At 60.1% G+C, this 26976-nt stretch carries 22 protein-coding genes; 11 read left to right on the forward strand and 11 right to left on the reverse strand.

Annotated elements, in window-relative coordinates; genetic code table 11:
• Positions 1–21: 21 nt before the first annotated feature.
• From napG to AC2FLU_RS19650, 10 genes are all read left to right on the forward strand, one after another.
• On the forward strand, positions 22–840 hold the full coding sequence (napG, locus tag AC2FLU_RS19605; RefSeq protein ID WP_480520461.1) for a ferredoxin-type protein NapG: 819 nt from the start codon (positions 22–24) through the stop codon (positions 838–840).
• Positions 837–1754: a quinol dehydrogenase ferredoxin subunit NapH gene (gene napH, locus AC2FLU_RS19610; RefSeq protein ID WP_480477411.1), complete on the forward strand. Its 918-nt coding sequence runs from the start codon at positions 837–839 to the stop codon at positions 1752–1754. Before napG ends, napH begins: the two co-directional genes overlap by 4 nt.
• Before the next feature lie 12 nt (positions 1755–1766).
• A complete protein-coding gene (locus AC2FLU_RS19615; RefSeq protein WP_480477413.1) occupies positions 1767–2204 on the forward strand; it encodes a nitrate reductase cytochrome c-type subunit in 438 nt (145 codons plus the stop codon).
• 29 nt (positions 2205–2233) lie between these two features.
• Complete coding sequence (locus tag AC2FLU_RS19620) at positions 2234–2926, forward strand: NapC/NirT family cytochrome c (RefSeq protein WP_480477415.1); 693 nt, start codon at positions 2234–2236, stop codon at positions 2924–2926.
• 13 nt (positions 2927–2939) lie between these two features.
• Complete coding sequence (locus tag AC2FLU_RS19625; protein WP_480477417.1) at positions 2940–3197, forward strand: hypothetical protein; 258 nt, start codon at positions 2940–2942, stop codon at positions 3195–3197.
• A gap of 485 nt (positions 3198–3682) precedes the next feature.
• The gene (locus AC2FLU_RS19630) at positions 3683–6883 is read left to right on the forward strand and encodes an adenylate/guanylate cyclase domain-containing protein (protein WP_496809441.1); all 3201 of its coding nucleotides are present in this window, start codon (positions 3683–3685) and stop codon (positions 6881–6883) included.
• A gap of 52 nt (positions 6884–6935) precedes the next feature.
• Positions 6936–7820, forward strand: coding sequence for an encapsulin (locus tag AC2FLU_RS19635; RefSeq protein WP_480555386.1), 885 nt, complete (start codon positions 6936–6938; stop codon positions 7818–7820).
• Between the two features lie 14 nt (positions 7821–7834).
• On the forward strand, positions 7835–8659 hold the full coding sequence (locus tag AC2FLU_RS19640; RefSeq protein ID WP_496809442.1) for a DUF3237 domain-containing protein: 825 nt from the start codon (positions 7835–7837) through the stop codon (positions 8657–8659).
• Complete coding sequence (locus AC2FLU_RS19645) at positions 8652–10775, forward strand: hydroxysqualene dehydroxylase (protein WP_496809443.1); 2124 nt, start codon at positions 8652–8654, stop codon at positions 10773–10775. The genes AC2FLU_RS19640 and AC2FLU_RS19645 overlap by 8 nt, the downstream gene beginning before the upstream one ends.
• 4 nt (positions 10776–10779) lie before the next feature.
• Positions 10780–11850 (forward strand): polyprenyl synthetase family protein, encoded by a 1071-nt coding sequence (locus AC2FLU_RS19650; RefSeq protein ID WP_480494057.1) that lies wholly within the window; start codon positions 10780–10782, stop codon positions 11848–11850.
• Here AC2FLU_RS19650 and AC2FLU_RS19655 read toward each other — a convergent pair.
• The 4 genes from AC2FLU_RS19655 to AC2FLU_RS19670 form a co-directional block, all read right to left on the reverse strand.
• Positions 11841–12311 (reverse strand): hypothetical protein, encoded by a 471-nt coding sequence (locus AC2FLU_RS19655; RefSeq protein WP_480494056.1) that lies wholly within the window; start codon positions 12309–12311, stop codon positions 11841–11843. The two genes, AC2FLU_RS19650 and AC2FLU_RS19655, sit on opposite strands and share 10 nt — an antisense overlap.
• A gap of 75 nt (positions 12312–12386) precedes the next feature.
• On the reverse strand, positions 12387–13166 hold the full coding sequence (locus AC2FLU_RS19660) for a carnitinyl-CoA dehydratase (protein WP_496809444.1): 780 nt from the start codon (positions 13164–13166) through the stop codon (positions 12387–12389).
• 3 nt (positions 13167–13169) lie between these two features.
• The gene (locus AC2FLU_RS19665) at positions 13170–15185 is read right to left on the reverse strand and encodes an acetate--CoA ligase family protein (RefSeq protein WP_496809445.1); all 2016 of its coding nucleotides are present in this window, start codon (positions 15183–15185) and stop codon (positions 13170–13172) included.
• A 2-nt stretch (positions 15186–15187) separates the two neighbouring features.
• On the reverse strand, positions 15188–16348 hold the full coding sequence (locus AC2FLU_RS19670; RefSeq protein ID WP_480520441.1) for an acyl-CoA dehydrogenase family protein: 1161 nt from the start codon (positions 16346–16348) through the stop codon (positions 15188–15190).
• An 80-nt stretch (positions 16349–16428) separates the two neighbouring features.
• Here AC2FLU_RS19670 and AC2FLU_RS19675 point away from each other — a divergent pair, with 80 nt between their 5' ends.
• On the forward strand, positions 16429–17376 hold the full coding sequence (locus AC2FLU_RS19675) for a GlxA family transcriptional regulator (RefSeq protein WP_496809446.1): 948 nt from the start codon (positions 16429–16431) through the stop codon (positions 17374–17376).
• 235 nt (positions 17377–17611) lie between these two features.
• On the opposite strand, the gene AC2FLU_RS19680 is transcribed toward AC2FLU_RS19675, so the two are convergent.
• Genes AC2FLU_RS19680 through AC2FLU_RS19710 form a run of 7 tightly spaced genes read right to left on the reverse strand, consistent with a single transcriptional unit; the run spans position 17612 to position 26866 of the window.
• Positions 17612–18589, reverse strand: coding sequence for an HpcH/HpaI aldolase/citrate lyase family protein (locus AC2FLU_RS19680; RefSeq protein ID WP_496716277.1), 978 nt, complete (start codon positions 18587–18589; stop codon positions 17612–17614).
• A gap of 17 nt (positions 18590–18606) precedes the next feature.
• Positions 18607–19902: a serine hydroxymethyltransferase gene (gene glyA, locus AC2FLU_RS19685; protein WP_496809447.1), complete on the reverse strand. Its 1296-nt coding sequence runs from the start codon at positions 19900–19902 to the stop codon at positions 18607–18609.
• Between the two features lie 22 nt (positions 19903–19924).
• Positions 19925–22555, reverse strand: a complete 2631-nt coding sequence (locus AC2FLU_RS19690; protein WP_496809448.1) for a phosphoenolpyruvate carboxylase — start codon at positions 22553–22555, stop codon at positions 19925–19927.
• Positions 22555–23526, reverse strand: coding sequence for a 2-hydroxyacid dehydrogenase (locus tag AC2FLU_RS19695; RefSeq protein WP_496716197.1), 972 nt, complete (start codon positions 23524–23526; stop codon positions 22555–22557). Before AC2FLU_RS19695 ends, AC2FLU_RS19690 begins: the two co-directional genes overlap by 1 nt.
• The gene (gene sucD, locus AC2FLU_RS19700) at positions 23526–24413 is read right to left on the reverse strand and encodes a succinate--CoA ligase subunit alpha (RefSeq protein ID WP_496809449.1); all 888 of its coding nucleotides are present in this window, start codon (positions 24411–24413) and stop codon (positions 23526–23528) included. The genes AC2FLU_RS19695 and sucD overlap by 1 nt, the downstream gene beginning before the upstream one ends.
• Positions 24410–25609 (reverse strand): malate--CoA ligase subunit beta, encoded by a 1200-nt coding sequence (locus AC2FLU_RS19705; RefSeq protein WP_496809450.1) that lies wholly within the window; start codon positions 25607–25609, stop codon positions 24410–24412. Before AC2FLU_RS19705 ends, sucD begins: the two co-directional genes overlap by 4 nt.
• A gap of 15 nt (positions 25610–25624) precedes the next feature.
• A complete protein-coding gene (locus tag AC2FLU_RS19710) occupies positions 25625–26866 on the reverse strand; it encodes a pyridoxal-phosphate-dependent aminotransferase family protein (RefSeq protein WP_480521296.1) in 1242 nt (413 codons plus the stop codon).
• Positions 26867–26976 lie beyond the last annotated feature (110 nt).

The following is a 26976-nucleotide window of genomic DNA, read 5'->3' on the forward strand; positions in this document are numbered from 1 at the left end:
GGATCGTACGGGTAAATCCTCATGTCTTTTGCCGACAAACCCCTTTCGCCGCAGCGGCGCCGGTTCCTGCAGGATTCGGCGCGGGCGGCGGGCGGCTGCGTGGTCGCCGGGACGGTGCTGGCCTATCTGGCCCGCGACGCCCGCGCCCTGCCAGCCGAGGCTTTGCGCCCGCCCGGCGCGCTGCCGGAAAAGGAGTTTCTGTCGGCCTGCATCCGCTGCGGATTATGCGTGCGGGATTGCCCATACGATACCCTGAAACTGGCCGAGTTGGGCTCGGACGCGGTGGCGACGGGAACACCCTTTTTCACCGCTCGGGATATTCCCTGCGAGATGTGCGACGACATCCCATGTGTCGCCGCATGTCCGACCGGGGCACTGGATCCCGCGTTGGACAATATCGACGATGCGAAGATGGGGGTCGCGGTTCTGGTCGATCAGGAGAACTGCCTGAACTTCCTCGGGTTGCGCTGCGATGTCTGTTACCGCGTCTGCCCCGTCATCGACGAGGCGATCACGCTGGACACCACGCACAACACGCGGTCGGGCCATCACGCGATGTTCATCCCGACCGTCCACGCCGACCGCTGCACCGGTTGCGGCATGTGCGAGAAAAGCTGTGTTCTGCCCGAGGCCGCCATCAAGGTGCTGCCTGCCCGGCTGGCGCGGGGCAGTTCGGCAGAGCACTACCGCAAGGGCTGGGAAGAAAAGGCCGCGAAAGGCGCGCCGGTGGTCGAGGGGATCATCGATCTGCCGGACCGTTTGCCCGGACCGGGCACGGACAATCTGGTCACGCCCGGCGGCTTTGCGCCGGGATATGATCTGCCGGGGGTGGGACAATGAGCGCCCGCACAGATATGCCCACAGGTCACGAGGCCATCGCCAGCAAGGGCTGGATCGGCGCGCATCGCTATCTGCTGCTGCGCCGTGCAAGCCAGCTGTTCTTTCTGGTTCTGTTTCTGCTGGGCCCATGGTTCGGCATCTGGATCGTTCAGGGCACGCTGGCCGGGTCGCTGACGCTGGACGTGCTGCCTTTGACCGATCCGTTCATCCTGTTGCAGAGCATGGTTGCAGGCCACTGGCCCGAGGTGACGGCACTGATCGGCGGGGCGATCGTTCTGGTGATCTACGCGCTGATCGGCGGGCGGGTCTATTGTTCCTGGGTCTGCCCGATCAATCCGGTGACGGATGCGGCCAACTGGCTGCATCGCAAGCTGGACCTGCCGAAGGGCTGGCAACCAAAGCGCGGCACGCGCCTGTGGATTCTGGCAACCGTCCTGCTTGTTTCGGGTCTGAGCGGCATGATCGCGTGGGAACTGATCAACCCGATCACCATGCTGCATCGCGGGCTGGTCTTTGGAATGGGCTTTGTCTGGGCCCTGATCGCCGCCATCTTTGTCTTTGACGTCTTCGTCTCGCGCCACGGATGGTGCGGGCACCTGTGCCCGGTGGGCGCGTTCTATGGCCTGATCGGAGCAAAAAGCCTGCTGCGGATCAGCGCCACAAACCGCGCCGCCTGCGATGACTGCATGGATTGTTACGCGATCTGCCCTGAAAATCAGGTGATCTCGCCCGCGCTGAAGGGCAAACCGGGAAGTACCCCGCTGATCCTGTCACCCGACTGCACGAATTGTGGCCGCTGCATCGATGTCTGCGCGGTCGACGTCTTTACCTTTACTCACCGGTTCGACGACCACGTCGTCCAACCTTTCGATCCAGTTGCCGCGCCCGAGCCGCGCGCCGCCAGACCTATCTAGGGGAGTGCCAAGATGAAAAAATCGATCGTTACAGGCGGAATTGCCCTTCTACCCGTATTATTGCTGAGCGGTTGGGCCGTCGCGCAATCTGCTCAGGTTGAATCCCTGCGCGGTGCGGACGTGGATGAGCCGGTGCCGCTGGACCAGATCCACCGCAATGTCGAAGGGCGGCAGCAGCGCAATTACCGGCAGCAACCGCCATTGATCCCGCATTCGGTTGAACAGTACCAGATCGACATCCGTACCAACCAGTGCCTGTCCTGCCATGACTGGACCAAAGCCGGTGACCGCAACGCACCGACGCTGTCGATGACCCATTATCTGGACCGCGAAGGCCGCGAACTGGATCGGATCGCCGGAACCCGGTATTTCTGCAACCAGTGCCACGTACCGCAGGCCGACGCCCCGCCGCTGGTCGACAACGTGTTCCAGCCCTCCGCCGGCAATTGATCCAACGCAAGACTGAAAGGAGCACCGACATGGCCGACTCCCCTGAAAACCGCGGCTTGCTTGGTCGCCTCTGGAACGCGATCTGGACGCCGACGGTGCTGTTCAGTTCAGGCTTTCTTGTCCTGGCCGGATTTCTGGCCGGTATCCTGTTCTGGGGTGGATTTCACTGGACCCTTGAGCTGACGAATACCGAAGAATTCTGTACTTCGTGCCACACGATGGAAACGAACTTGGGCGAATATCGCGAAACGGTCCATTACAACAACCATTCCGGCGTTCGTGCGATCTGTTCCGACTGCCACGTGCCGGATGAATGGAGCCACAAGATCAAAGCCAAGATCATGGCCGTCAAAGACGTCTATCATGAGCTGGCCGGAACCATCAGCACACCCGAGCAATACGAGGCGCATCGCCTGAGCATGGCTTCGGCCGTGTGGAAGAAGATGAAGGAATCGGACAGCCGTGAATGCCGCAACTGTCATAACTTCGACTACATGGACTTTACCATTCAGGAAACACGGGCCGCGTCGGAACACCAGCGCGCCATTGACACCGGCATGACATGTATCGACTGCCATCAGGGCATCGCGCATAATCTGCCCGCAAACTATCTGGAACAGTACCAGAAAATAAGCGAGGCCGTGGAGGGCGAGGTTCTGCAGGAACATGCATCCGCCTCTGGCGACGACATTCGCGCGTTTCTGAACAACAGCTCGAATTGATGTGGGGACGGACATGCTAGACTTACTTGGAACAATCGGCGCCAATGTCCTGGGCCTGCCCGGCATACTAGGGCTGGCGCTTGGAATGATGACCCGCAAGCTGTGGTTGGGCGCGGCACTGGGGGCCGTTGTCGGCATGCTGGAAACGCTGGTTTTTGCGGGCTTTCAGTTTGCTCATGTGGAAGCGGTGGAACTGGGCATCTCGATTCTGGTCGGGCTTTGCGCGGGCAGCCTTGGCACTGCCATCCGCCTGAAAGGCGCAACCGTCTGAAGAAGACACCGGTTCTGCCCATTTGGTGGAACCGGTATCCTGCCGGGTCACGTTTCCAGCGCCAAAGCGGGTGCTTGTGTCGCACGCGACGCGACTATTGACGTAGGGGAAGCGGTTAAGGCGCGCGGCAGTGTCGAAAATCGGCAGGGTCTGATTTTCGCATTTCCACAACTTCGATAAAAGCGCACGAGGCCCTAGCGCCTATGGGAAAACACCCTTCCCCATTACGCGCGGCAAGGCAGCATGCCGGGCCCAGTTTTGCGCGTGAAAAATCAATATGAAACTGAAAGCCAATGATTTGACACGAAAAACTCAAAGTGGAGTGGAATTTCAACCCTACATCTGTCACAGCAGATAACAAGTTAACAATGGTGTCCCTGCGTCATGTGGATTGAACGTAAATTCCTCTCTATTTTTGCTTATACAAATACAATATGTTTTGAGGGGAGTAAGGGGAGAAGGAAAATGGGCGGGGGCGCAGAACGATGACGGGGGTCCTTGAGGCATCGCCGCGTATCTCAAAAGTTCTTCGACTGGCTGATCTGGAAAACCATGCCACCCTGTTTCGGCAGGAAGGCGTGGATGATGATATTCTGGACGAGTTGACAGATCCCGAACTGCGCGATCTGGGGCTAACGGTTGGCGAAAGAAAGCGGTTTCGCAAGGCGCAGGCCCGTCTGAAATCTGAGGAGGCATCGACCCGGCAGGAGCTTAGGTCCGAAGCCGAGCGGCGACAGCTTACGCTGGTTTTCTGCGATCTAGTGGGGTCCACGCAGCTGGCCCAGCGGTATGACCCGGAAGACCTGATGCAGATCATGAACCTGTATCTGGATACGGCGATCGGCACCCTGAAACAGCATGGCTGTCACCTGGCCTACAGGCAGGGTGACGGGATCATGGTCTATTTCGGATATCCCAAAGCCATGGAGGACGATGCCGAACGCGCCGTTCGCGCCGTGCTGGAGACCATTGAAGCCGTACAAAACCTTGAAAACAGGTTTGGCGAAAAACTGGATCTGCGGGCGGGAATTGCCACCGGTATGGTCGTTGTGGGGGTGGTCTCGTCAACAAGTCTTGGGTCGCAGGACTTTCTGGTCGGTGAAACCGCGAACCTCGCATCCCGCCTGCAAGGTCTGGCCGAGCCGGGCGAGGTGGTCGTTTCCGCAGAGACGTGGCGGTTGACACAAGGCGCATTCGAATTCGAGCCCCGTGGCAGCCATAACCTGAAAGGATTTGACAATCAGCGCACTGTCTATCGCGCCATTTCCGAAAGCGTCGCGACCAGCCGGTTCGATGCGCGTGTCGGACAGTCAGCTGTTGATCTTGTCGCCCGGGGCGACGATCTTTCAGTCCTAACGCAGCTTTGGAAAGATGCACAGGCGGGGTCCGGCAGGTTCGCGTTTGTCGGCGGCGCCGCAGGCATTGGCAAGTCGCGGCTGATCAAGTCCCTGTCTGAAACAATTGGCGTCAAACCCTTTACGTTGCAGTGTATTCCGCATCTGGCCAGCCTTCCGCTTCATCCGATCGTGGGAGAGTTGAGGCGGGTTTCAGGCGACAAGTCCGATGATAGCATCAGGGCCGCGATTTCCGACTTTGTTCAGGCCGCCTCTCGTCTGAGCGACACGGATTTGCCTGTTCTTCTGGATATGGCCGGGGTCGAAACGGGCGCAGCGCCGGATCCCGACCCCCTGAAGAAGGCCCGCAAGTCGCTGGACGTGTTGTTGCGTAGCATTGGCAGCCTGTGCGACAGGCGCGGCACCTTGCTGCTGGTGGTGGAGGACGTGCACTGGGCTGACGCAACCACGCTGGACGTGCTGGAGGCGCTGGCATCAGGACTGGACGGGTTCCCGATACTGGTGGTCCTGTCGCATCGCCCTGAATATGAGCCGCCAGAGCATTACGAAGGCCGCGCGGCCCGCATCGATCTGACGCCTCTGGCCAGCAGTGAAGCCTCGGAACTGGTCCGGCGCGTGGCCGAGCCATACAGTTTACCGGTCATCCTGATCAGGCAGATTGTCGAGAAAGCCGATGGCGTGCCGCTTTACATCGAAGAGATGACCAAGGCGGTTCTGGACCAGCTGCCGCAAGATGCGCCGATCAACGCCGAGGTTCTGGATGCCCTGAGTATCCCCGCAACCCTTCAGGATTCGTTGATGTCGCGTCTTGACCGGATGGAAAACGCCAAGCCCATTGCGCAGCTTGGGTCTGTTATCGGGCGCAGTTTCACCTCGGCGATGATCCAGGCGGTGGCGCAGGAAGACATGGATGTGGAAAGCGCGCTGATGCAGCTGATGGCGGCTGGCGTTGTGCTGATCACGGGCGAAGCCGGAACGGCCACCTATACGTTCAACCACGCGCTGGTTCAGGATACGGCCTATAACTCGCTGCTGCGCGAAGACCGGCAGAAGGTTCACCTGAAAATCGCACGGGCCTTGCTGGCCGGACATAACGCATTCGGAAGCCCCGCCCCCGATACCGTGGCGCATCACTGCGACCATGGCGGGCTGAAGGATGAGGCGGTGTCCAACTGGTTTACGGCAGGCGAACAAGCCCTGTCGCGGTTGGCGAACCTGCCTGCGATCTCGGCCTTTCGCGCGGCCCTGCGCAATATCGGAACGATGCCCGCCAATGCCGAGCGTGACGGGTTCGAGCTTCGGGTGCAGATGAATATCCTGCCGGCTTACATGGCGATTTATGGATGGTCCTCCGATCAGGTCGGAGAGACAGCCGCCCGCGCGATGGAGCTTGCCCATGCTTTGGGCGATGGCGAAACCCTTTTTGCGGCCACCTTCTGCCGCTGGACCAATTTCTTTGTCGCGGGCCAGATGAACCGCGCAATGGAGATGGGACAAGCCCTGGACGCGATGGCCGGTATGAGCGGCGACACTGTTCCCAACGTGCTGGCAGCCCGCGCGCTGAGCTTTACGCATTACTTCCGTGGGGAATTTGCGGATTGCGAGCAGCAGCTTGACCGTGCCTTTGCCCTGATCACGCCCGAGCTGGACATGGCAATGATGCCAATGACCCAGTCCTCGACCACGGCGTCATTGCTGGCCATTCAGGGGTGCCTGCTGTGGCAGCAGGGCAAGTTCGATGAGGCGGAGGCCGCGCGCTTGAAAGCCATCGACGTCAGCCGGGCACTGAACCACGCGCCCAACCTTGTCTACATCATGGGCGCGTGCAGCATGTTCCTGCCCTACGCAGGCGAATGGGACCGGCTGGACGTCACTATGAAGGAAGCCCGCAAGATCGCCGACGAGGAAGGGTTCCTGTATCTTCACGCCATGCAGGATATCTACATGGGTCTTGCGCAGGCGGGAAAAGGCGACATCGAGGGCGTTCCAGCTCATATCGAAGCGTGCATGAACCTGATCTCAAAGTCTGGTGGAAACTTTACTTTTCCACAGAATCAGATTGTTCTGTCTGAGTTGATGATCGATCACGGAGATATTGATCAGGCCCTGGACCGGCTTGAAACCGTGTGTACCCCCGGTTGGGAACGAGGAGAAACGCTGAACAAACCGGAATATCACCGCGTGCGGGCCAAGGCCTTTGCTGCCAAGGGTGATCGGGACAGCGCGATTGCCGAGGTTGAACTGGCATTGGCGCTTGCCCGCGAATGTGGTGCCGTTGTTCAGGAACAACGCGCCGGGGCACTACTGGACAGTTTGACGAAAGCCGAATGAACGAGACGGACTGCCCGGCCAAACAGGGCAGCATCACCAAGAGGGATTTACAATGACCGATGCATTGGATTGGAACACCGAACAGTGGAATGCCGTTAACAAGGCCGTCCATGATGAGGCGCTGCGCGCGCGGGTGGCTGCGAGTATTCTGCCGCTTTATGGGCCGCTGCCAGCGGACACGCAATCTGTTCCCCTGAACAAGCTGGGTCTGATTGACAACGCGTCAGGCGCGGCCAAACGTCTGGAAGTAAATGATTATGACACCCTGCGGCTGACGACGGTTTCCGTCAACGTCTACCTGAAAGGCGCGCAGGTGGCTGATCCGGAACTGGCCGCGGCCATGATCATGTTCCGCCGGGCCGCCGCCGTCGTGGCCAAGGTTGAGGATGACATCATTTTCAACGGCCAGCCGGGCACCGGCGAAGCGCCCAGACATGCCGGTGGCGCACCTGCCGATCTGCCGCCGATCTACACCGTCAGCGGGGGCGGTAAATATCCGGGGCTGTTGGAGGCTGGCGAAGGTCAGTCCATATCGATCAACGGGAAGAAAAAGCCCTGTTCCGGCCCCGAGGTTTTCGAGGCCGTGGTCGCGGGCATCAATAAACTGGAAGCTCACGGATACCTTGGGCCTTTTGCCTGCGTGATGGGCAATGGGCTGTTTCAGGCCGTGACCACGCCGATTGAGAACTCGATGGTGCTGCCGCGTGACAGTATTCTTCCGTTCCTTGACGGCCCGCTGCTGCGATCGGGCACCCTGCCCGCAAACAAGGCTGCACTTGTATCACTGCAAGGTGCGCCGGTCGAGATTGTCGTGCCTTCGGATATCGCGGTGAAATATCTGCAAACCTCGTCTGACGGCGAACATATCTTCCGCGTTCAGCAGAAATTCCATCTGAGGATCAAGGAAGCACAGGCGATCTGCACCATCACGTGTTGACCGGAGATCTGGTCATGGGGGAGTTTACAGACCGGGGCGTGACATTGCGTTGGTCCGAGCTGATCAACGAAAATGGGCTTAATCGGGTGCTGATCGAAGCCGGACCCGCCGTGTCTTCGCATGACGTGGTGCGCGTGATCTGTTCCGAAGATGGCGGCCCCGAGCGCGCCATTCGCGGCTGGCCCTTGCAATGCGACCCCAAGACCGGGTTTCAGCAGTTTGCAGCCATGCTGCCATCTGTGACCCAAGAAAAGACATTGACCTGGCGACCGGTGCTGACGACCGGTGGTCGCGAATATGATCCCGGCCGCGGAAAGGCCCCCGAACCTGCGCCGCCACGCCCGGTAAAGGCAATCACGCAAGTGCCCGCGCTGGAACATGTGGGCAGGTTTGTGGTGCCGTTCAACGACGAGTTCTATCCTTCGGGTGAAACGCCCGACGGTATCTGGCTGCATTTCGGGATCAAAAACGGCGGAACAGTTGACGGGCCTCATCTGAAGGGGACGATCGATCCGCTGGGGGGCGATTGGATGCGCGTGCGGTCCGACGGTGTGGGGCTTTTGCACGCCCGAGCGCTTATTCAACCGGTTGAAGGGGGTGCGCCGATCCTGTTTGAAGATACCGGCGTATGTGACTTTGGGCCGGATGGGTATGCCGGGCTGGCGAAGGGCAATCTGCCCGCCTCGGCCCCGGTCCGGCTGGCACCGCGATACCTGACATCAAACCCGAATTATGCCTGGATGAACAGGTTGCAGGGGTTCGGCATCGGCGAAGCCAGCCTGTCCGATATCACCCTGCGCTTTGACGTCTATTCCGCGAAAGGAACATCCGATGGCTGAAAAGGTTGTCATACTGGGCGGTGGCGTGGCCGGAATGAGCGCGGCGCATGAGCTGATCGAGCGTGGGTACGAGGTCGAGATTCACGAGCGCCAGCTGATCCCCGGCGGCAAGGCACGCAGCATCCCCGTGATGAAGGGCGAAGGCGATCACGGGTCCAAGGCGAAACACATCAAGGCGCTTGAACAATGGGCCGAGATGGACGGCGCCAGTTATCCCCCCGGTGTGAAACGCCCCTGGCTGCCCGGCGAGCACGGGTTCCGGTTCTTTCCGAATTTCTACCGCCATATCACCGATACGATGGCGCGCACGCCCTATTATGGCAAAGGCACCTGTTACGATAATCTGGTGTCCACCACTCAGGTTCTGGTCAGCCAGTTCGATGACCCAGGCATCATCGTTCCCGAACGGTTTCCCCGCACGCTGAAAGACGTGGCCGACGTGCTCAAGACGGTTGCATTCACGCTCTCGCCACGGGACCAGATCGCCTATGAGGATGTCGAACATTTCATCGCCTGCATGTGGCGCATCGCGACATCCTGCAAGGAGCGCCGGTTCGATGAATATGAACGCATCGGGTGGTGGGATTTCATCGGTGCCGAGCAGCGCTCGGAAGCGTATCAGAAGTTTCTGGCCATTGGCCTGACCCGTTCGCTGGTGGCCGCGAAGGCGACAACTGCCAGTACAAAGACCGTGGGCGACATTGCGGTTCAACTTCAGCTTGGTATCGCGACGCCCGAGCCGCATGGCAACCGGTTGTTGAACGGCCCAACAAACCTTGTGTGGATACAGCCGTGGCTGGATTACCTCAAAAGCAAGGGGGTCGTGTACAAGTTCAACTCAAAGGTCACGGGCATCGACTGCCAGGATGGCCGCATCGTCAGCGCGACGGTTGAACAGGATGGCGAAGAAAAGCAGGTCACCGGGGATTGGTTCATCAGTGCGATGCCGATCGAACGGATCGCGCCCCTCATCACCCCTGCGATGACGGCAATCGACCCGTCTCTGGCCAAGCTGCCCCTGCTGGCCGAAGACGTGCAATGGATGAACGGAATTCAGTTCTACCTGACCAAGGATGTTGAACTGACCCACGGCCACGTCATTTTCATTGACAGCCCCTGGGCCCTGACCGCGGTTTCACAAAAGCAGTTCTGGTCGGCCATCAACTTTGAAAACTGGGCAGAAGGCAAGACCAAGGGCCTGCTTTCAATAGATATCTCGGAATGGGACAAGCCGGGGTTGAACGGAAAAACCGCGCGTGATTGTAGCCGCGAAGAGATTGCGCACGAGGTTTGGGAACAGCTCAAGCGCAGCGTCAACGTGGATGGCCAGACCGTCCTGCGCGACGAGGACATGCATTACTGGTTCCTTGATCCTGATATTGTGCAGGATCCCAACGACCCCAAGCGCCAAACCAATGTGGAGCCGCTGTTGGTCAACCGCATCAACAGCTGGCGGTTGCGCCCTGAGGCGGCCACGTTGATCCCGAACTTCATGCTGGCGTCGGATTATGTGCGCACCTACACCGACCTTGCCACCATGGAAGGGGCAAACGAAGCGGCACGTCGGGCGGTCAATGCCATCCTGCAACGCGGCGGATCAAAAGCAGAGCCCTGCCAAATCTGGGATCTGCACGAGCCGGATATCCTGAAACCGCTGCGCGCCTATGATTTTGCCCGCTATCAGGCCGGCCTACCCTGGGACAACCGGTTTGCGGTTGCGGTCGAAGCCGCGCTGAGGATGGGACAGGATTCCGTGGGTGTTGAGCGTGGCGGCGAAGGGCCTCTTGCCGTCATTGCAAAACCGGCTACGGAATACTCAAAACCCGGCGGGATTACCGAAGACCCTGCGATTGCGGACGCGTTGCGCATGATCTGCCCTCCGAAAGAGCTGCTTGACCTAATCGTGGCCTACGAGCCGACGGCTGATCTTCCGATCCCCGGAGAGGAGATTGCAGAGGATGTTGCCTTTGATCTGGGCCGGGACAGCGGCCAGTCGGGGGTGTTGTCCAAAGCCTTGCCGCTGACGGATGCACCTTTTTCGGCGGCAGGACCCAACCTTGCCGAGACGGGCAGGAACGAGACCAAAACCCGTGTGATCATCACCCAGAAGGGATGACCCTGTGGCCACTGGCACAGCACATCTGGATCCTGCGGCACAGCAGGATTTTCTGAAAACGCTGACCTCTTACGGGGATCGGGCCCGTGAGACGCTTTTGCAGCTGTTGCCGACGGGCGAGCCGCAGGCCTATTTGTACGGGCCGATGCGGGATTACATTGAAACCTCGGGCAAGGGGTTGCGGCCCGCACTGTTGCTAGCCACCTGCGAGGCTTTCGGCGGTGACAGCGAGACCGCGAGGGTGTCAGCCGCTGTTCTTGAACTGCTGCACAACGCGTTTCTGATCCATGACGATATCGAGGATCAAAGCGATTTCAGGCGAGGGCGCGCGTGTATGCACAAGCGTCTTGGGGTCCCTTTGGCCATCAATACCGGTGACGGGATGCAATCGCTGGCCCTGCGCCTGTTGCGCCAGAACCTTGGGCCGCTTGGCCCTGAAACCGGCATGCGCGTGGTGGACGAGTTTGATCATCTGTTGCAACAGTCCATTGAAGGTCAGGCACTGGAGCTTGGCTGGATACGGGACAACCGGCTGAACGTGGACGCATCGGATTATCTGACGATGTGTCTGAAAAAGACCTGCTGGTACAGCTTCATTCACCCCATGCGCATCGGGGCGCTGATTGCCCGGCCAAATGATGTGGCGTCTGGCGCGTTGAACCTGGACGATTTTAACGCGTTTGGGTTTTTTCTGGGGGCCGCGTTTCAGATACAGGATGATGTTCTGAACCTCGTGGGCTCGCAGGACAAATATGGCAAAGAGATCGGCGGGGACATCTACGAAGGCAAACGCACGCTGATGCTAGGGCGGCTTAGCTTGCAGGCGGACGAGCCCGAAAAAGCACGCCTGTCGGATATGCTGTCAAACCCGCGCGACAGCCGCTCGACGCAGGATGTGGGCTGGGTTCTGGATCGCATGGATCACTATGGCTGCATCAGATATGCACAGGACGCGGCCAATGACTTGCTGGCCTCGGCCCGTCAGGAGTTTGCGCAGGTTTTTGCGGCCACCGAAGAAGTACCCCGCGCGTTTCTGGGCCATTTCATGGACTACCTCGTAACCCGTCAGGTTTGAGCGTTCGCCACCTCATACATCACGAGGATCGAAGTTTGCACTGTACCCGTGCAGGCAATCCGGCCGTGATATTCGCCGGGATCGGCAAGGTCCGGCACGGTTACAATGACGGCAACATCCGTTGACTCGCCGGGGTTTAGCTGGATTTGCCGGGGAACAACATTAACCCGGTTTGCTGGAAGAGTGTCGCCGTTCCGGTTGATCAGGTCACCCGGTTCGAACTGTAATGCGACAGGCCCGCCACCGTTTGGTGCGTCAAAGGACAGCAAAATGGTCGCGGTGCCGCCGGGGTGGCAAGTTTTGCGGCACGCAAATGGCCCCTCAAGAGGCTGTTTCGTGCCCCGTTCAGCCCCAAGCACGCGGCGTGCGATATCCGAGATCGGTTGCGCGTCCGGCTGCGGAGCGATCGGGCTGACCGGAAGCGGCGTGCTAACGTATGGTTTTCGTTCGAAATAAGGCATACCCAACTGTGCACCTGTGACGCGGATCAGTAAATGGGAAATTTACCGGATCCGCGCGACAAACACACCGTGTTTCTATTTGCCTTTCCAGACCGGATCACGTTTTTCAGCAAATGCACGCGCGCCTTCAAGCTGGTCCTCACTGGAATAGAGGACATCCACGCTGCGCAATTGCCGTTTGGTGATGCGGTTCATGGCGTCCTGAAACTTGGCGTCTTCGGCATCGCGCACGATATCCTTGATGGCCGCATAGACCAGCGGCGGCCCTGACGCCAGCAAGCGGGCAAGGTCCCACGCGCGGTCCATCAGCAGATCAGCGGCGACAATCTCGTTCACCAGCCCCCAGCGGTTGGCTTCTTCGGCATCAAACCAGCGGCCTGTCAGCAGCAGCTCCATCGCGATGTGATAGGGGATGCGCTTGGGCAACTTGACGCTGGCGGCATCCGCAACAGTGCCCGAGCGGATTTCCGGCAAGGCAAAAGTGGCGTGATCAGCGGCAAGGATCATGTCCGCGGACAAGGCCAGCTCCAGCCCGCCACCGCAGGCGATACCGTTGACGGCGGCAATCACGGGCTTGTTCAGGTCGCGCAGCTCTTGCAGGCCTCCGAACCCACCGACGCCGTAATCTCCGTCCACCGCGTCGCCGTCGGCGGCAGCTTTCAGATCCCAGCCGGGGCAAAAGAATTTTTCGCCCGCGCCGGTCAGGATGGCCACGCGCAGGTCCGGGTCGTCGCGGAACTCGGCAAAGACATCGCCCATTCTGCGGCTGGTGATCAGATCAATCGCGTTTGCCTTGGGGCGGTCCAGCGTAACCTCGAGGATTGAACCATCGCGGCGGGTTTTGATCGGGTCCATATCTCAGGCCTTTCTTATCAGGGCGTCCACGGCAACAGCCTTGTCCGGCGTGCACAGGAGCGGGTTAATCTCGACTTCGCTAAGCGTGTCGGCATTTTGCATGACATAGGTCTGAACGGCCTCGACCGCGGCAACAATCGCATCCATATCAGCCGCCGGTTGGCCGCGATAGCCCGCCAGCAGTGGGGCGATCTTCAATTGACCGAGGGCGGAGCGGATGTCTCCGGGCGGGCTGGGCACCAGCAAGGATACCGTGTCGCGCAGCAGTTCGGTCAGCACGCCCCCTGCCCCAAGGGTCAGAACAAACCCATGCGCAGGGTCACGCACCACGCCAATCAGAAGTTCGGCAACGGTTCCGGTGACCATCTCTTCGATCAGGATGTCTTCGGTGCCGATATCAGCCGCGACAGCCGCGACGTCCTGAGCCCGTATGCCCAGCCGAACGGCGCTGTGTTCGGATTTATGCGCAAGCCCGACACCCTTGACAGCAAAGGGGCCTTCCATCTGGTCCGCTGCGGCACGGGCAGCCTCCGCGCCCCGCACCGTCCGGTTTTGCGGGATGCGCAGGCCGCATTCCGCCAGCGCCGCCTTCGAGGCGCCTTCGGTCAGGGTTTGGGTTGGTTCCATCATACCCGGCTGCAAAACGGGCGTTGCGGATGGGGCCTTGACCTGCCCTGCGGCGCGGGTCGCCGACAGCGCCTCGCGCAGCCCCATGAAGGGTACAACACCCCCGACCATCAGCTGTTGTGCGATGTCTTCCGGTAAAAGCTCCGGCAAGGTGGCGACAATCGCGAACCGGGCGCCGGTTTCTGCCCGTACGTTCAACGCTGCCTGCGTTGCGCAGGCCCAATCGGTGGAGTCGGTGGTCGGGTAGTCGACGATCGAGAATGTCATGTCGATATCGTCGCCCGTCATGCCCGACCAAGCCCGCGTCATCGCCAGTTCGTCACGCCAGATATAGGTGTGATAATCCAGCGGGTTGTTCAGCGCGACCATGGGCCCGAGCGCGCCGCGTAGGCGGGTCAGCTTTTCACCGCTCAGTCGTGGAAATTGCAGCCCCGTGCCGACAGCCATATCGGCAATCAGGCTCGCCTCGCCCCCCGAACAGCTGATCGAGGCGATGTTCCCCCCCGGCAGCGGTCCGTAGCAGTGCAGCAGTTTGAGCGTTTCAAGGAAGTCGGGCAGCGCCGGAAGGCGTGGAATGCCAAGCCGGTCGAGCAGCGCCTGCGCCCCGGCATCGCTGCCCGCCAGTGACGCGGTATGGGAAACGGTTGCCGCCTGCGCCTGTTCCGATGCGCCGACCTTGAGGGCGACCAGCGGGACGCCTTTTGCATGGGCTTTGGCGGCCAGCGCCTCCCACTCGCGGATGTTCTTGAAGCCTTCGATATGCAGGCCCACTGCGGTCACGCGCGGGTCATCGATCAGGGCCGAGGCGATCTGCGCCTGACTGGTCTGAGCCATATTTCCGCAGGTGACCATATAGGCAATCGGCAGCCCGCGTTTCTGCATGGTCAGGTTGATCGAGATGTTCGAGCTTTGCGTCAGGATCGCCACGCCCTTGTCGACGGGCACAACCCCGTGCTGATCCGGCCACAGCAATGCCCCGTCCAGCGCGTTGATGAAGCCATAGCAGTTCGGGCCCAGAATGGGCATGCCGCCGGCCGCGTTGATCAGTTGATCCTGCAAATCCCCGCCGGTGTCGTCCTCGGCCACGGCTTCGGAAAAGCCCGAGGCGAAGCAGACAGCGCCACCCGCACTCATGCTGGACAGGACTTGAACCGCTTCAACCGTGGCGTGGCGGTTGATGCCGATGAAAACCGCGTCAGGTGCGTCGGGCAGGACTTCGATATGGCCATAAACCTTGTGGCCCGCAATGTCAGAAGCCTTGGGATGGACCGGCCAGATCTGACCGGCATATCCCATGCGTTCGGATTGCAGAATAACCTGTTGGCACCATGCACCGCCGCCAATGACAGCGATGGATTTCGGGCGCAGCAGCCGGGTCAGGTCTTTGGTCATGGTCAGGCGCCCAGCGGACGCAGAAGATCGCGGCTGATGATGTGGCGCTGAATCTCGCTGGTGCCGTCCCAGATCCGTTCGACCCGGGCGTCGCGCCAAAACCGTTCGATCGGGAAATCATCCATCAGGCCCATGCCGCCGAAGATTTGCAGCGTCGTGTCGGTGACCCGCGCCAATGCCTCGGAGGCATAGAGCTTGGCCGAGGCGATCTCGCGGTTTGCGGGCAGGTTCTGATCCAGACGCCAAGCGGCGGCAAGGGTCAGCCAGTCGGCGGCGTCAATCTCGGTAATCATGTCGGCGATCTGGAAGCCAACGCCCTGAAACTTGCCGATGGGCTGGCCGAATTGCTTGCGCTCGGCGGCGTAGTTCAGCGCATAGTCAAAGCAGCGCCGCGCGCGCCCGACCGAGAAGGCCGCAACCGTCAACCGGGTCGCGTAGAGCCATTCGTTCATCACCGCAAAGCCGCCATCGACCTCGCCCAGAACCTGGGCATCGGACAGGCGACAATTATCGAAATACAGGATACAGTTTTTATAACCCCTGTGGCTGACGGATTTGTAGCCGTCGCGCACTTCAAAGCCCGGTGTGCCGCGATCCACCAGGAAGGTGGTGATGCGTTTTTTTGGGCCTTTCGGGGTCTCATCCACGCCGGTGGCAACGAAGACAATGAAGAAATCCGCGTGTTCCGCGCCCGAGATGAAATGTTTCGAACCGTTGACGACCCAGTCGCCACCGTCGCGCACCGCCTGACATTTCATGCCGCGCACGTCCGATCCGGCATCCGGTTCAGTCATCGCCAGCGCGTCCATCTTTTCCCCGCGCACCGCGGGCAGCAGATAGCGTTCGCGCTGTTCGTCGTTGCAGGCCATGAGGATGTTCTGCGGGCGGCCAAAGAAATGCGTCAGCGCCATCGACCCACGGCCCAGTTCACGCTCGACCAGCGTAAAATCCAGATGCGACAGGCCCGCGCCGCCCACTTCTTCGGGGAAGTTGCAAGCATAGAACCCCAGATCGATACATTTCTGCTTGATCTCATTGCCAAGCTCCAGCGGGACCGTTCCGCTGCGTTCGACCGCGTCTTCATGCGGGTAGATTTCTTTTTCTACAAAGCTGCGGACCGTCGAGACGATCATGTCCTGTTCTTCTGTCAGACCAAACTGCATGGCGCGTGTTCCCTGGATCGGTGGTTGACCAACCAAACGCCATCGCTCATGGTCACGACATGCAGAGATAGATCAGTTTCATGCTAAATTCGAAAATATTATCGCAGCAGTACAATGTCCTTCTGTTCAACGGGTTCTCGAACCATTGCCTTGCGAACATGGTCGAACCGTTGCGGGCGGCGAACACCCTGTCGCGGCAGGCGTTATATGCGTGGCGCTTCTGTTCGCTTGACGGCAACCCTGTTCAAAGCTCAAGCGGCCTTGTCGTCACCCCGAACGGGGCCATCGGCGATCAACAGGGGGATTTTCTTGTTGTCATGCCGTCATATGGATACCTGAAGCTGGATACGCGGTCGACCATGCGTGCCGTGCTGGCAGCGGCCAAGAAACACAAGCATCTGGCCGGGCTGGATACGGGAAGCTGGCTGCTTGCCAGTGCCGGATTGCTGGATGACCACAGGGCGACCATTCATTGGGACGAGTTTTCGCGGTTCGAGGAAAGGTTTCCGGCGGTGGAGGCCGTGCGGGAAAGGTTTGTCATTGATGGTAATCGGCTGACCTGTTCCGGGGCCATGGCAGCCTTCGATCTGGCCCTGACCTTGATCCGCCGGGATCACGGCCCGCTGCTGGCGATGGAGGTCGAGCACCTGTTCATGAGCCGGAACGGGCGTGGCCATTATGACCTGCCTCTGAAATCCGAGGACACGCTGGTCAATCGCGCTCTGACTGTCATGCAGGCGCATCTTGAAGCACCGCTTTCGGTCCGGAGTGTGGCCCGGAAAATCGGATGTTCACAGAAAAGGCTCGAAACGCGTGTTCAGACGGAACTGAAAACAACTCCGCAAGCGCTGTACCGGCGTCTGCGCCTGAACCGCGCGCGCAATCTGGCCGAGGATACGGAACAATCCATCGCCGAGATCGCGGGGCGCTGTGGATACGAAAACGCCAGTGCCATGACCCGTGCGTTCAAGGCTGAGTTCGGTCAGACGCCGACCGCATTTCGGAACGGAAACCTGTCGGGGCAGTGAACCGGGATTGGCAGGGTTCCGGTTTCAGGTGTCGAACTCGGAAACATCCCTTGCTTTTGTCGTAGCGATTTAAGGCAGCATCCGTTTGCTGGTCAAAATGTGACAAACGTTTTAGGGAGGCAATTTTCGCGAAACGCGGACAGCCGATTTATGTTAGCGCCGTAGTCCGCCCGTCAAAGCGCTGGAGAATATGCGTGGACAGTGCGCCCACGCAAGTCAGTTTTGGTGCGGGCGATCAGGCCGCAGCGATCTGGCTTGCCTTTTCAACCAGCACTTCGGCCTGACGGATCGAGGCATAGTCGATCAGACGGCCATCCAGAGACACGGCACCTTTCCCATCCGCCTCGGCCTCGGCCATGGCGACAAGGATACGCCGTGCCTTGGTAACTTCGGCATCCGAGGGCGACATCACCTCATTGGCAAGTGCGATCTGGCTGGGGTGGATGGCCCATTTCCCCTCGCACCCCAAAACGGCGGCACGTTTTGCGGCGGCCTTGTAACCGTCGGGATCCTGAAAATCGCCAAAAGGCCCATCAATCGGACGCAGCCCGTTGGCGCGCGCCGCAACCACCATGCGGGCAAGGGCGTAGTGCCACATGTCGCCCCAGTGGTTCAGGCGGCCTCCGTCGGCATCCGGGTCGGTCAGAACCGAATAGTCCGGGTTTACACCCCCGATGATTGTGGTCCGCGCGCGAGTCGAGGCGGCATAATCCGCGACACCAAAATGAAGGCTTTCATTGCGCTTTGATGCGGCCGCGATCGCGCTGACATTCTGCATACCAAGCGCGGTTTCGATGATGTGTTCGAACCCGATCCGTTTCTTGTATCCCTTGGCGTCTTCGATCTGGGTCACCAGCATGTCGACCGCATATACATCTGCAGCTGTCCCGACTTTTGGGATCATGATCAGGTCCAGACGCTGGCCCGCCTGTTCGACGACATCCACGACATCCCGGTACATGTAATGGGTATCCAGACCATTGATCCGCACCGACATGGTCTTGTTGCCCCAGTCGATATCGTTCAGCGCCTGAATGATGTTCCTGCGCGCCTGTTCCTTTTCATCTGGCGCGACGGCGTCTTCCAGATCGAGAAAGATGACATCCACGTCCGATTTCGCGGCCTTCTCAAACATTCCGGGCTGGCTGCCGGGCACGGCAAGCTCGCTGCGGTTCAGGCGGGCGGGGGCTTGTTCAATTGGGTGAAAGCTCATGGTTGGGACCTTTCGGCTTACAGGTTCGGGTAGATGGGGAAGCGGTTGCAGAGATCTGCGACCTGGGCGCGGACGCGGGCTTCGACTTCGGAGTTGCCGTCTTCGCCGTTGGCTGCCAGGCCGTCGACCACTTCGATGATCCAGTCGGCGATCTGGCGGAATTCGGTCTCGCCAAAGCCGCGGGTGGTGCCGGCGGGGCTGCCCAGGCGGATGCCCGACGTGATGGTCGGCTTTTCCGGGTCAAATGGCACGCCGTTCTTGTTGCAGGTGATATGCGCCCGGCCCAGGGCCTTTTCGGTGGCGTTGCCCTTGACGCCCTTGGGGCGCAGGTCAACCAGCACCACATGGGTGTCGGTGCCGTGGGTCACGGTGTCGAGCCCGCCCTTGATCAGCTGATCGCTGAGCGCCTGCGCATTGATCACGACCTGCTGGATATAGCTTTTGAACTCGGGGCGCAGCGCCTCGCCAAAGGCCACGGCCTTGGCCGCGATCACATGCATCAGCGGGCCGCCCTGAATGCCGGGGAAGATCGCCGAATTCACTTTCTTAGCGATATCTTCATCATTGGTCAGGATCATGCCCCCACGTGGGCCGCGCAGGGTCTTGTGTGTGGTGGTGGTCGCCACATGCGCGTAGGGGAACGGGCTGGGATGCTCGCCTGCCGCAACCAGACCGGCGAAATGCGCCATGTCCACGTGCAGATAGGCGCCGACCATGTCGGCGATCTCGCGCATGCGGGCAAAGTCGATCTGACGCGGGATGGCCGAACCGCCCGCGATGATCAGCTTGGGGTTATGCTCTTTCGCCAGCGCCTCGACCTGATCATAGTCCAGCATGTTGTCCTGCTGGCGCACGCCGTATTGCACGGCGTTGAACCACTTGCCCGACTGGTTGGGCCGCGCGCCGTGGGTCAGGTGGCCACCGGCATCCAGGCTCATGCCCAGAATGGTGTCGCCGGGCTGGATCAGCGCCTGGAACACGCCCTGGTTGGCCTGGCTGCCCGAGTTCGGCTGCACATTGGCAAAGCCACAGCCAAACAGCTGCTTGGCGCGGTCGATGGCCAGATTCTCGGCGATGTCAACAAACTCGCAGCCCCCGTAATAGCGCCGGCCCGGGTAACCTTCGGCATATTTGTTGGTCATCACCGAACCCTGCGCCTCCATCACGGCGGCAGAGACGATGTTCTCGGACGCAATCAGCTCGATCTCGTCGCGCTGACGACCCAGCTCAGACCGGATCGAGCCAAAAAGCTCAGGATCGCGGTCCGACAAGGACTGGGTGAAAAATCCGTTTGTTCGATGCGGGGCGTTCACAGTTTTGATCTCCTGAAAATGGTTAGCCGGTCCAGCCAAGACCAGCGGAAACGGCGTTCATGGATTGCAGCAGGGGCACGGGAACTGACCCTGCCTGCGGTTCGTTGCGGGCGTGTTGCAGCAGTTCGACCTGAAGAGCATGAATGCGGGCCAATTCGGCCTGTTTGCGGTCAAACCTCTCGCAAAGGCGGGGAAAGCGATGGCCGATGACCTGACCACCTGTCAGAAACCGGGTCGCTTTGCAGGCACTATCGTATTCCGCCTTGATTACCTGCGATACACGTTGGCGGATCTCGATATCAGAGACCAATTCGCCATACTGCGCTGCGATTTCCATATCCGCCTGATAGAGCGATTTTTCCATCTCATCGACGGCGAGGCGGAACAGGCGGGAGTGTCGAAACATGTCGTGCAACACGTCATCACCGCGCGCGCCGCGAAACTTGCGAAAACTGGCCATGGCGGTGCCGAACCCGTACCAACCAGTGATCAGGTGGCGGTTCTGCGACCACGCAAAGACCCATGGAATGGCCCGCAGGTCGTCCAGACTGGCCGCGCCGAACCGACGGGTCGGACGGGACCCCATTTTCAGGCGGGCAAGTTCTTGGACAGGGCTAGCCTGCTGGAAATAGTCCAGAAAACCCGGCATCTGCAAAAGCGAGACATAAGCTGTCTGTGACAACTCTGACAAAGCATCCAATGCGTCATCGAATTCAGGCCGTGAAGGCGCCTCGTCAGGGGTCGCCGTATGGCGCATCGTGCTTGACAGCAACAACTCCAGATGCGCCGCAGCCGTGCCCCGGTTGGCATATTTGGCCGAAACCACCTCGCCCTGTTCGGTCACGCGCAACCGCCCGGCAACTGTTCCGCTGGGTTGCGCGGCGATGGCGCGCCCGGTCGGTGCACCGCCCCGGCTGACCGAGCCACCGCGACCATGGAAAAACGTGGCCTTGAAACCTTGCGAGGCCAGCGCCGAGACGATCCGGCGTTGGGCGCGCTCCAACTCCCATGTTGAGCAGAAATAGCCTCCGTCCTTGCCGCTGTCCGAATATCCCAGCATCACCTCGATTACTCGACCGTCGGTTTTGAGGCTGCGACGGGCAAGCGGAACTGCCAGAACGTCCAGCAGGATTGATGGGGCATTTCGCAAATCGGCAATTGTCTCGAACAATGGGACTACCGAAAGATCCAGAGTTTCGGACCCAAACCCGGCATAGCGGGCCAATAGGTAGATGCCGAGAATGTCGTCGGCCGAACGGGTCATGGACAGGATGAAGGGCCCTATTGCCTTGGGGTCCGGTCCCGATCGCACACCATGGACCAGAGCCAGAAGAGCAAGCAGTTCCCGCGCCTGATCGCTTAACGCATCGCGGTCTTGATAAGGCAGGTTCTGATCGGCCAGTTCGGTTCGCAAGCGGGCAGACCATTCGGCTGTGCCGTAAACCGGCACCTGTCCGCTATGCGACCAGATTTCGGCCAGAACGTCGGTTGTGACGGTCGAATTCTGGCGGATGTCCAGCGTTGTGGTCCGGAACCCGAAAACCGAAGCGGCCCGGCGCAGCGGACGGATGTGCTGCCGCGCCAGAATATCCGCGTTGACCGTACATAAAGCGGTATCAAGCGTGTCGAGATCGCCCACGAATTGCGAGATGTGATCATAGCCGCTGTTTGTCAGCCGATAGCGAATGGCATTGAGTGCTTGCCGGAACGGTTCATTCCGATTGCGTCCGGCGACCGGAGCCCGGTCGACTATCGCTTGTACTTGCGTCCTGACAGGTTCAGGTAAAGGCAATATCAGCGCGCTGATGCTTAACCTGCTTGCGGCACGTTCGAGTGCCTGGCGATATAGGTCCAGAACTGTTTCGCGTCCGCGTTTCAGCGCCAATGCGGTCATCTCGGTCGTGACATTCGGGTTGCCATCCCGGTCGCCGCCGATCCAGCTGTGAAAGCGGATATCAGGAGTTTCACTCGGCGTACGTCCCAGCACTTGCAGGCAGGCCTGATCGAATCGGCCCATAACCTGCGGGACAGCATCAAAGATTGCATCGCGGAAGAACTGAAACCCCCATTCGATCTCGTCGTGCAGGCTTGGGCGCGACAGGCGAAGTTCGCCTGTCAGCCACAAGAGATCAATCTCTCCCTCCAGACCATTCAGCAATTCGGCGTGTTCGGTCGGCGTCCAGCGTTGTGTTTCAAGACTGACGAGGTTGCGGTAGATACGCCGGTGAATTTCCAGAACCGTAACCCGCTTGGCTTCGGTCGGGTGCGCGGTCAGAGTGGGACCGGTACACAGGTCAGCGGTCAGCTTTTCAACCTGGCTATAGGTCAGGGACAAGTCTGTCAGGGCTTCGGCAAAACCGCCTTCTACCGCTTCTGCGCCGTTTTGGGTTTCGGTCAGTCGACGGTCCCGAACTTCGGCGTTTTCATCGATGATGCACAAGAGTTGGAACCAGATCGAAAGGGCCTGCAAATACGGCGTTGCCTCGGGTCCCGTGGGAATGGGTTGCAGCGGCGTGACCTCGGCCCATGCCGCAACATGTGGCGCCCGTTTCAGCAATATGTTCCGCCACAACGCCCGCAATTCCGAGCGCAACCCTTCGGCATAGCTCGAAGGGTTGGGGGTGGGCTGAATATTCGGGGCCAGCGCTTGCATCAGATCACGCGGTCCCGGGGTTCTCGGCCTTCAAAGAAATCACTCAGGTTATCGAGAACCCGAAACCCCATCGCCTCGCGCGCTTCGCGGGTGGCGCTGCCCAGATGTGGCAGCATCACGAGGTTGTCGCATTGCAGCAGGTCCGGGCTGATACGGGGTTCACCATCGAACACGTCCAGCGCGGCCCCGCCGATCATCTCGAACATCAGGGCCTGGATCAGCGCCCATTCGTCGATCACCTCACCGCGCGCGGTGTTGATCAGAAAGGCGTCGGGCTTCATCAGGCCCAGCCTGCGCGCGTTGATCAGATGCCGATTGTCAGCCCCGCCGGGACAATGCAGCGAGACGAAGTCGCATTGCGGCAGCAAGTCGTCAATCGAGGCCACCTGCGTTGCATTGCACCTGGCCAGCACATCCGGCGCTATCTGACTGCGGTTGTAGACGAGGATGTCCATGCCAAAGCCATGATGCGCACGGCGGGCCATCTCTTGCCCGATGCGGCCATAGCCGATAATGCCCAGCGTTTTGCCGCTGACCTTGGTTCCAACCAGATGCGTGGGCCGCCATCCGGTCCAGGTGCCGGACCGCAGCTCGCGTTCACCTTCGCCAGCGCGCCGCGCCACCATCAGCAGCAGGGTCATGGCGATATCGGCGGTGCATTCGGACAGAACATCGGGCGTGTTGGTCACGGTCATGCCCAGCTCACGCGCCGAAGGTTCGCAGATGTGGCTGTATCCGACACCGTAATTGGCCAGTATTTTGGTCTGCGCACCAGGGACGTCCATTGCTTCGGCGCTCAGTGTGTCCGTTACAGTTGGCAGCACCGCGTCATATGTTTTCAAGGCTTGCCGAATTTCGGCCGGGGACATGGGTTTGTCCCCGGTGTTCAGAACAGCGTTGTAATTCTCGGCCAGCTGCGCCTCGACGGCGGCAGGCCAGCGACGGGTGACAAGAACCGAGGGTTTGACCATCACGCGGCCTCCATCACACGGGCAATTGTTTCACCGATCACAGCGGGGTTTTCGGCAACGGTCACCCCGGCGGCGGACAGGATCTCGACCTTCTCGCTGGCGCTTTCGCCAAAGGCCGAGATGATCGCACCCGCGTGGCCCATCGTGCGGCCTTTCGGGGCGGTCAGACCCGCGACATAGGCAATCACCGGTTTGGTGATGTGGTCGCGGATGTAATCCGCTGCTTCAGCTTCCTGCGGGCCGCCGATCTCGCCGATCATGACGATGACATGGGTGTCCTCGTCCTCTTCGAAGCGCTGAAGGATGTCCTTAAAGGATGACCCGTTGATCGGGTCGCCACCAATCCCGACACTGGTCGAGACACCGATGCCGCGTTCTTTCAGTTGCGCCGCAGCCTCATAGCCCAGCGTGCCCGAGCGGCCGATGATGCCGACATGGCCGGGCAGATAGATGTGGCCCGGCATGATGCCCAGCAGCGCCTTGCCTGGGGAAATCGTACCGGCACAGTTCGGCCCGGTCAGCACCATGCGCTTATCTTTCGGATAGCGGTACATGTACCGCTTCACCCGGATCATGTCCTGCGCCGGAATCCCGTCGGTGATGCAGACACAATAGCGGATACCGGCATCTGCGGCTTCCATGATTGAATCAGCCGCAAATGGCGGGGGCACGAAAACAAGGCTGGCATCCGCGCCGGTCGCCTCGACAGCCTGTTTAACGGTGTCAAAGACCGGAACACCCTCGACGGTTTCCCCACCTTTGCCGGGTACGACGCCGCCCACGACATTGGTGCCATAGTTCAACATGTCCTTGGTATGAAACCGAGCCATGCGGCCGGTAATGCCCTGCACGATGACGCGCGAGTCACGGTCGAGAAGAATGCTCATTTCACAGCCCTCATCTTGGTGCCTTGAGTAAGGTCGTTTTTCCATGCGCCAACAGCGCGTTCTGCCGCCTCCATCAGCGTTGAGGCGCGAATGATCGGCAGGCCGGATTTGGCCAGAATCTTCTGGCCCTCTTCGACATTTGTCCCAGCCAGCCGCACGACGACGGGCAGGTCGAGGTCAAGTTCCCGCAGGGCCTGAACGACGCCTTCGGCCACCCAGTCGCAGCGGTTGATACCGGCGAAGATGTTGACCAGAATGGCCTGAACATTGTCGTCCGACAGGACCAGACGAAATGCCTTGGCCACACGTTCGGGCGAAGCCCCGCCCCCGATGTCGAGGAAGTTTGCAGGCTCGCCACCGGCCAGCTTGATCGTGTCCATCGTGGCCATCGCCAGACCGGCACCGTTGACGATGCAGCCGATATTTCCGTCCAGCCCGACATAAGACAGTCCGCGGTCGGCCGCGCGGCTTTCGCGCGGGTCTTCCTGGCTTTTGTCACGCAGTTCAGAGATTTGTGGATGGCGGAACAGGGCGTTGTCGTCAAAGCTCATCTTGGCGTCAAGCGCCAGCACCCGGTCGTCACCTGTGATGACCAACGGATTGATCTCGACCATTGTCGCGTCAAGCTCGCTAAAAGCGGCATAGCAGCCCTGTAGCGTACGCACCATTTGCTGGATCAGCCTGGGCTCAAGCCCCAGGTTCAATGCGATCTCGCGCGCCTGAAATTCCTGAAGCCCAACCGCCGGTTCCACGATGGAGCGGACGATACTTTCCGGGCGGTCAGCCGAGATATCCTCGATCTCCATCCCGCCCTCGGACGAGGCCACGATCATCACCCTTTGGCTGGACCGATCGAGGACTAAACCCAAATAAATCTCGCGGTCAATCGGCACCGCGGCTTCGACATAGACGCGATAGATGCCTTTGCCTTCGGGGCCGGTCTGATGCGTGACCAGCTTGCGACCAAACAGATCATCGCAGGCCTGATAGATTTCGTTCTCGGTGTTGCACAGCTTGACCCCTCCGGCCTTGCCGCGACCGCCTGCATGGACCTGCGCCTTGACGATCCATTTGTCACCGCCCAGCTCACGCGCCCGATAGGCCGCTTGCTCCGGACTGTAGGCCAGTGCGCCGGATGGTATGGCGACACCGAAATTCGAAAGAATTTCCTTTGCCTGATATTCGTGAATATCCATCTGATCCGCTCCTGTTTATGCAGCGATTGAGGTGCCGTAACGGCTTTCCAGCAGGTCTTCGATTGCGTCTTGATTGACCGTTCCGCCCAGTTCTCGGATGGCTTCGGCGAACAGACGCACAATCCGGCTGACGGCCTCGCGGTTCAATTGGTTGAGGATGCCGATGCGCACCTGCACGGGTTCGCTGAGGGTCGGCCAGATGCCAAACCCGCGCGCACGGCAGTTCTGGACCAGCTCCATCTCGCGGCCAGCCAGTTCCGGGGGCAGGTTCAGCACAATCAGGCTGGGCATGTCGGAGGTGACCTCGCAGCCCATTTCGGTAACAGCGTCGCGCAGAACCTTCTCATGCGTCTTGTACGATGCGGACCGCTTGGCCAGACTTTCCTGAAGGGTCAGGCGCAGGGATTCATGGAAGGCCGCAACGGCGTAGCCCGAATGGGTGCGGTGATAGGTGCCCTTTTCAACATCCTGCCCATCAACAATGCCCCAATGGCGGGCCTCAAAGATGGGATTGTGCACATAGGTATAGGCACCGGTGGTTCTGAGTGATGCGATATAGGCGTCGGTAAAGCTGACAGGGGCATAGGTCAGCGGCAGGCAGCATAGACCTTTCTGCGGGCAGGACGCCCATCCGGCGATGCCCGGAAAATCGTCTATCGAGAAGTCATCGACGCCCAGAGACGACACCGCATCGATCAGACCCATCGCGCCATGACGTTCGCACGCGTCGGAAAATCCGCGCAGGTCATTGATGCGGCCAGATCCGGTTTCCCAATGCGCCATGAAAGCCCATTTCGGTTTGTGCTGCGCGAGAGTCGCCTCGACCAGATCACCGGTGACCGGCTGGCCGTGCGGAACCTCGATCACGGTGACGCTGGCGGCCTGAGGCGCCATCGGGTTGGCTGCATGTTCTTCGGGCGTCGCCGCTTTGAACCGCAGGGTCAGCGCGTCGATCCCCGAGAATGTGCCGTTGGCAAAAGCTACGACCTTGTCGCCAGGCATGACAGCCGAAAACATGGTGTCCAGGGCGCTCCAACCGGTGCCGGCAACAGCAAAGGTATAGGCGTTTTGGGTGCCCCAGATTTTCCGCAGCATGTGCTTGCATTCGACCATCCCCCTAAGGACGTCCCCCTGCATGTGATCGGCAACGCCTGCATTGGCAAAGGCCTTGAGGACGCGGGCATCCGTGTTACCCGGCCCCGGCCCCGCAGCGAGGGTTTGGGGGATTTCGAGCGGAGGGAAAATCTGAAAAGTCATGGTCTGGCATCCTCGGCTGTTGGCCGGGCATTGCGGCCCGTCGTGTCAAGTTACCGAGCAGGAAACGCGAGCTTGCCTTATGACGCAACGTAACTTACTACTGCTTTTGG

This window comes from Ruegeria sp. SAZD013 (assembly GCF_059612525.1).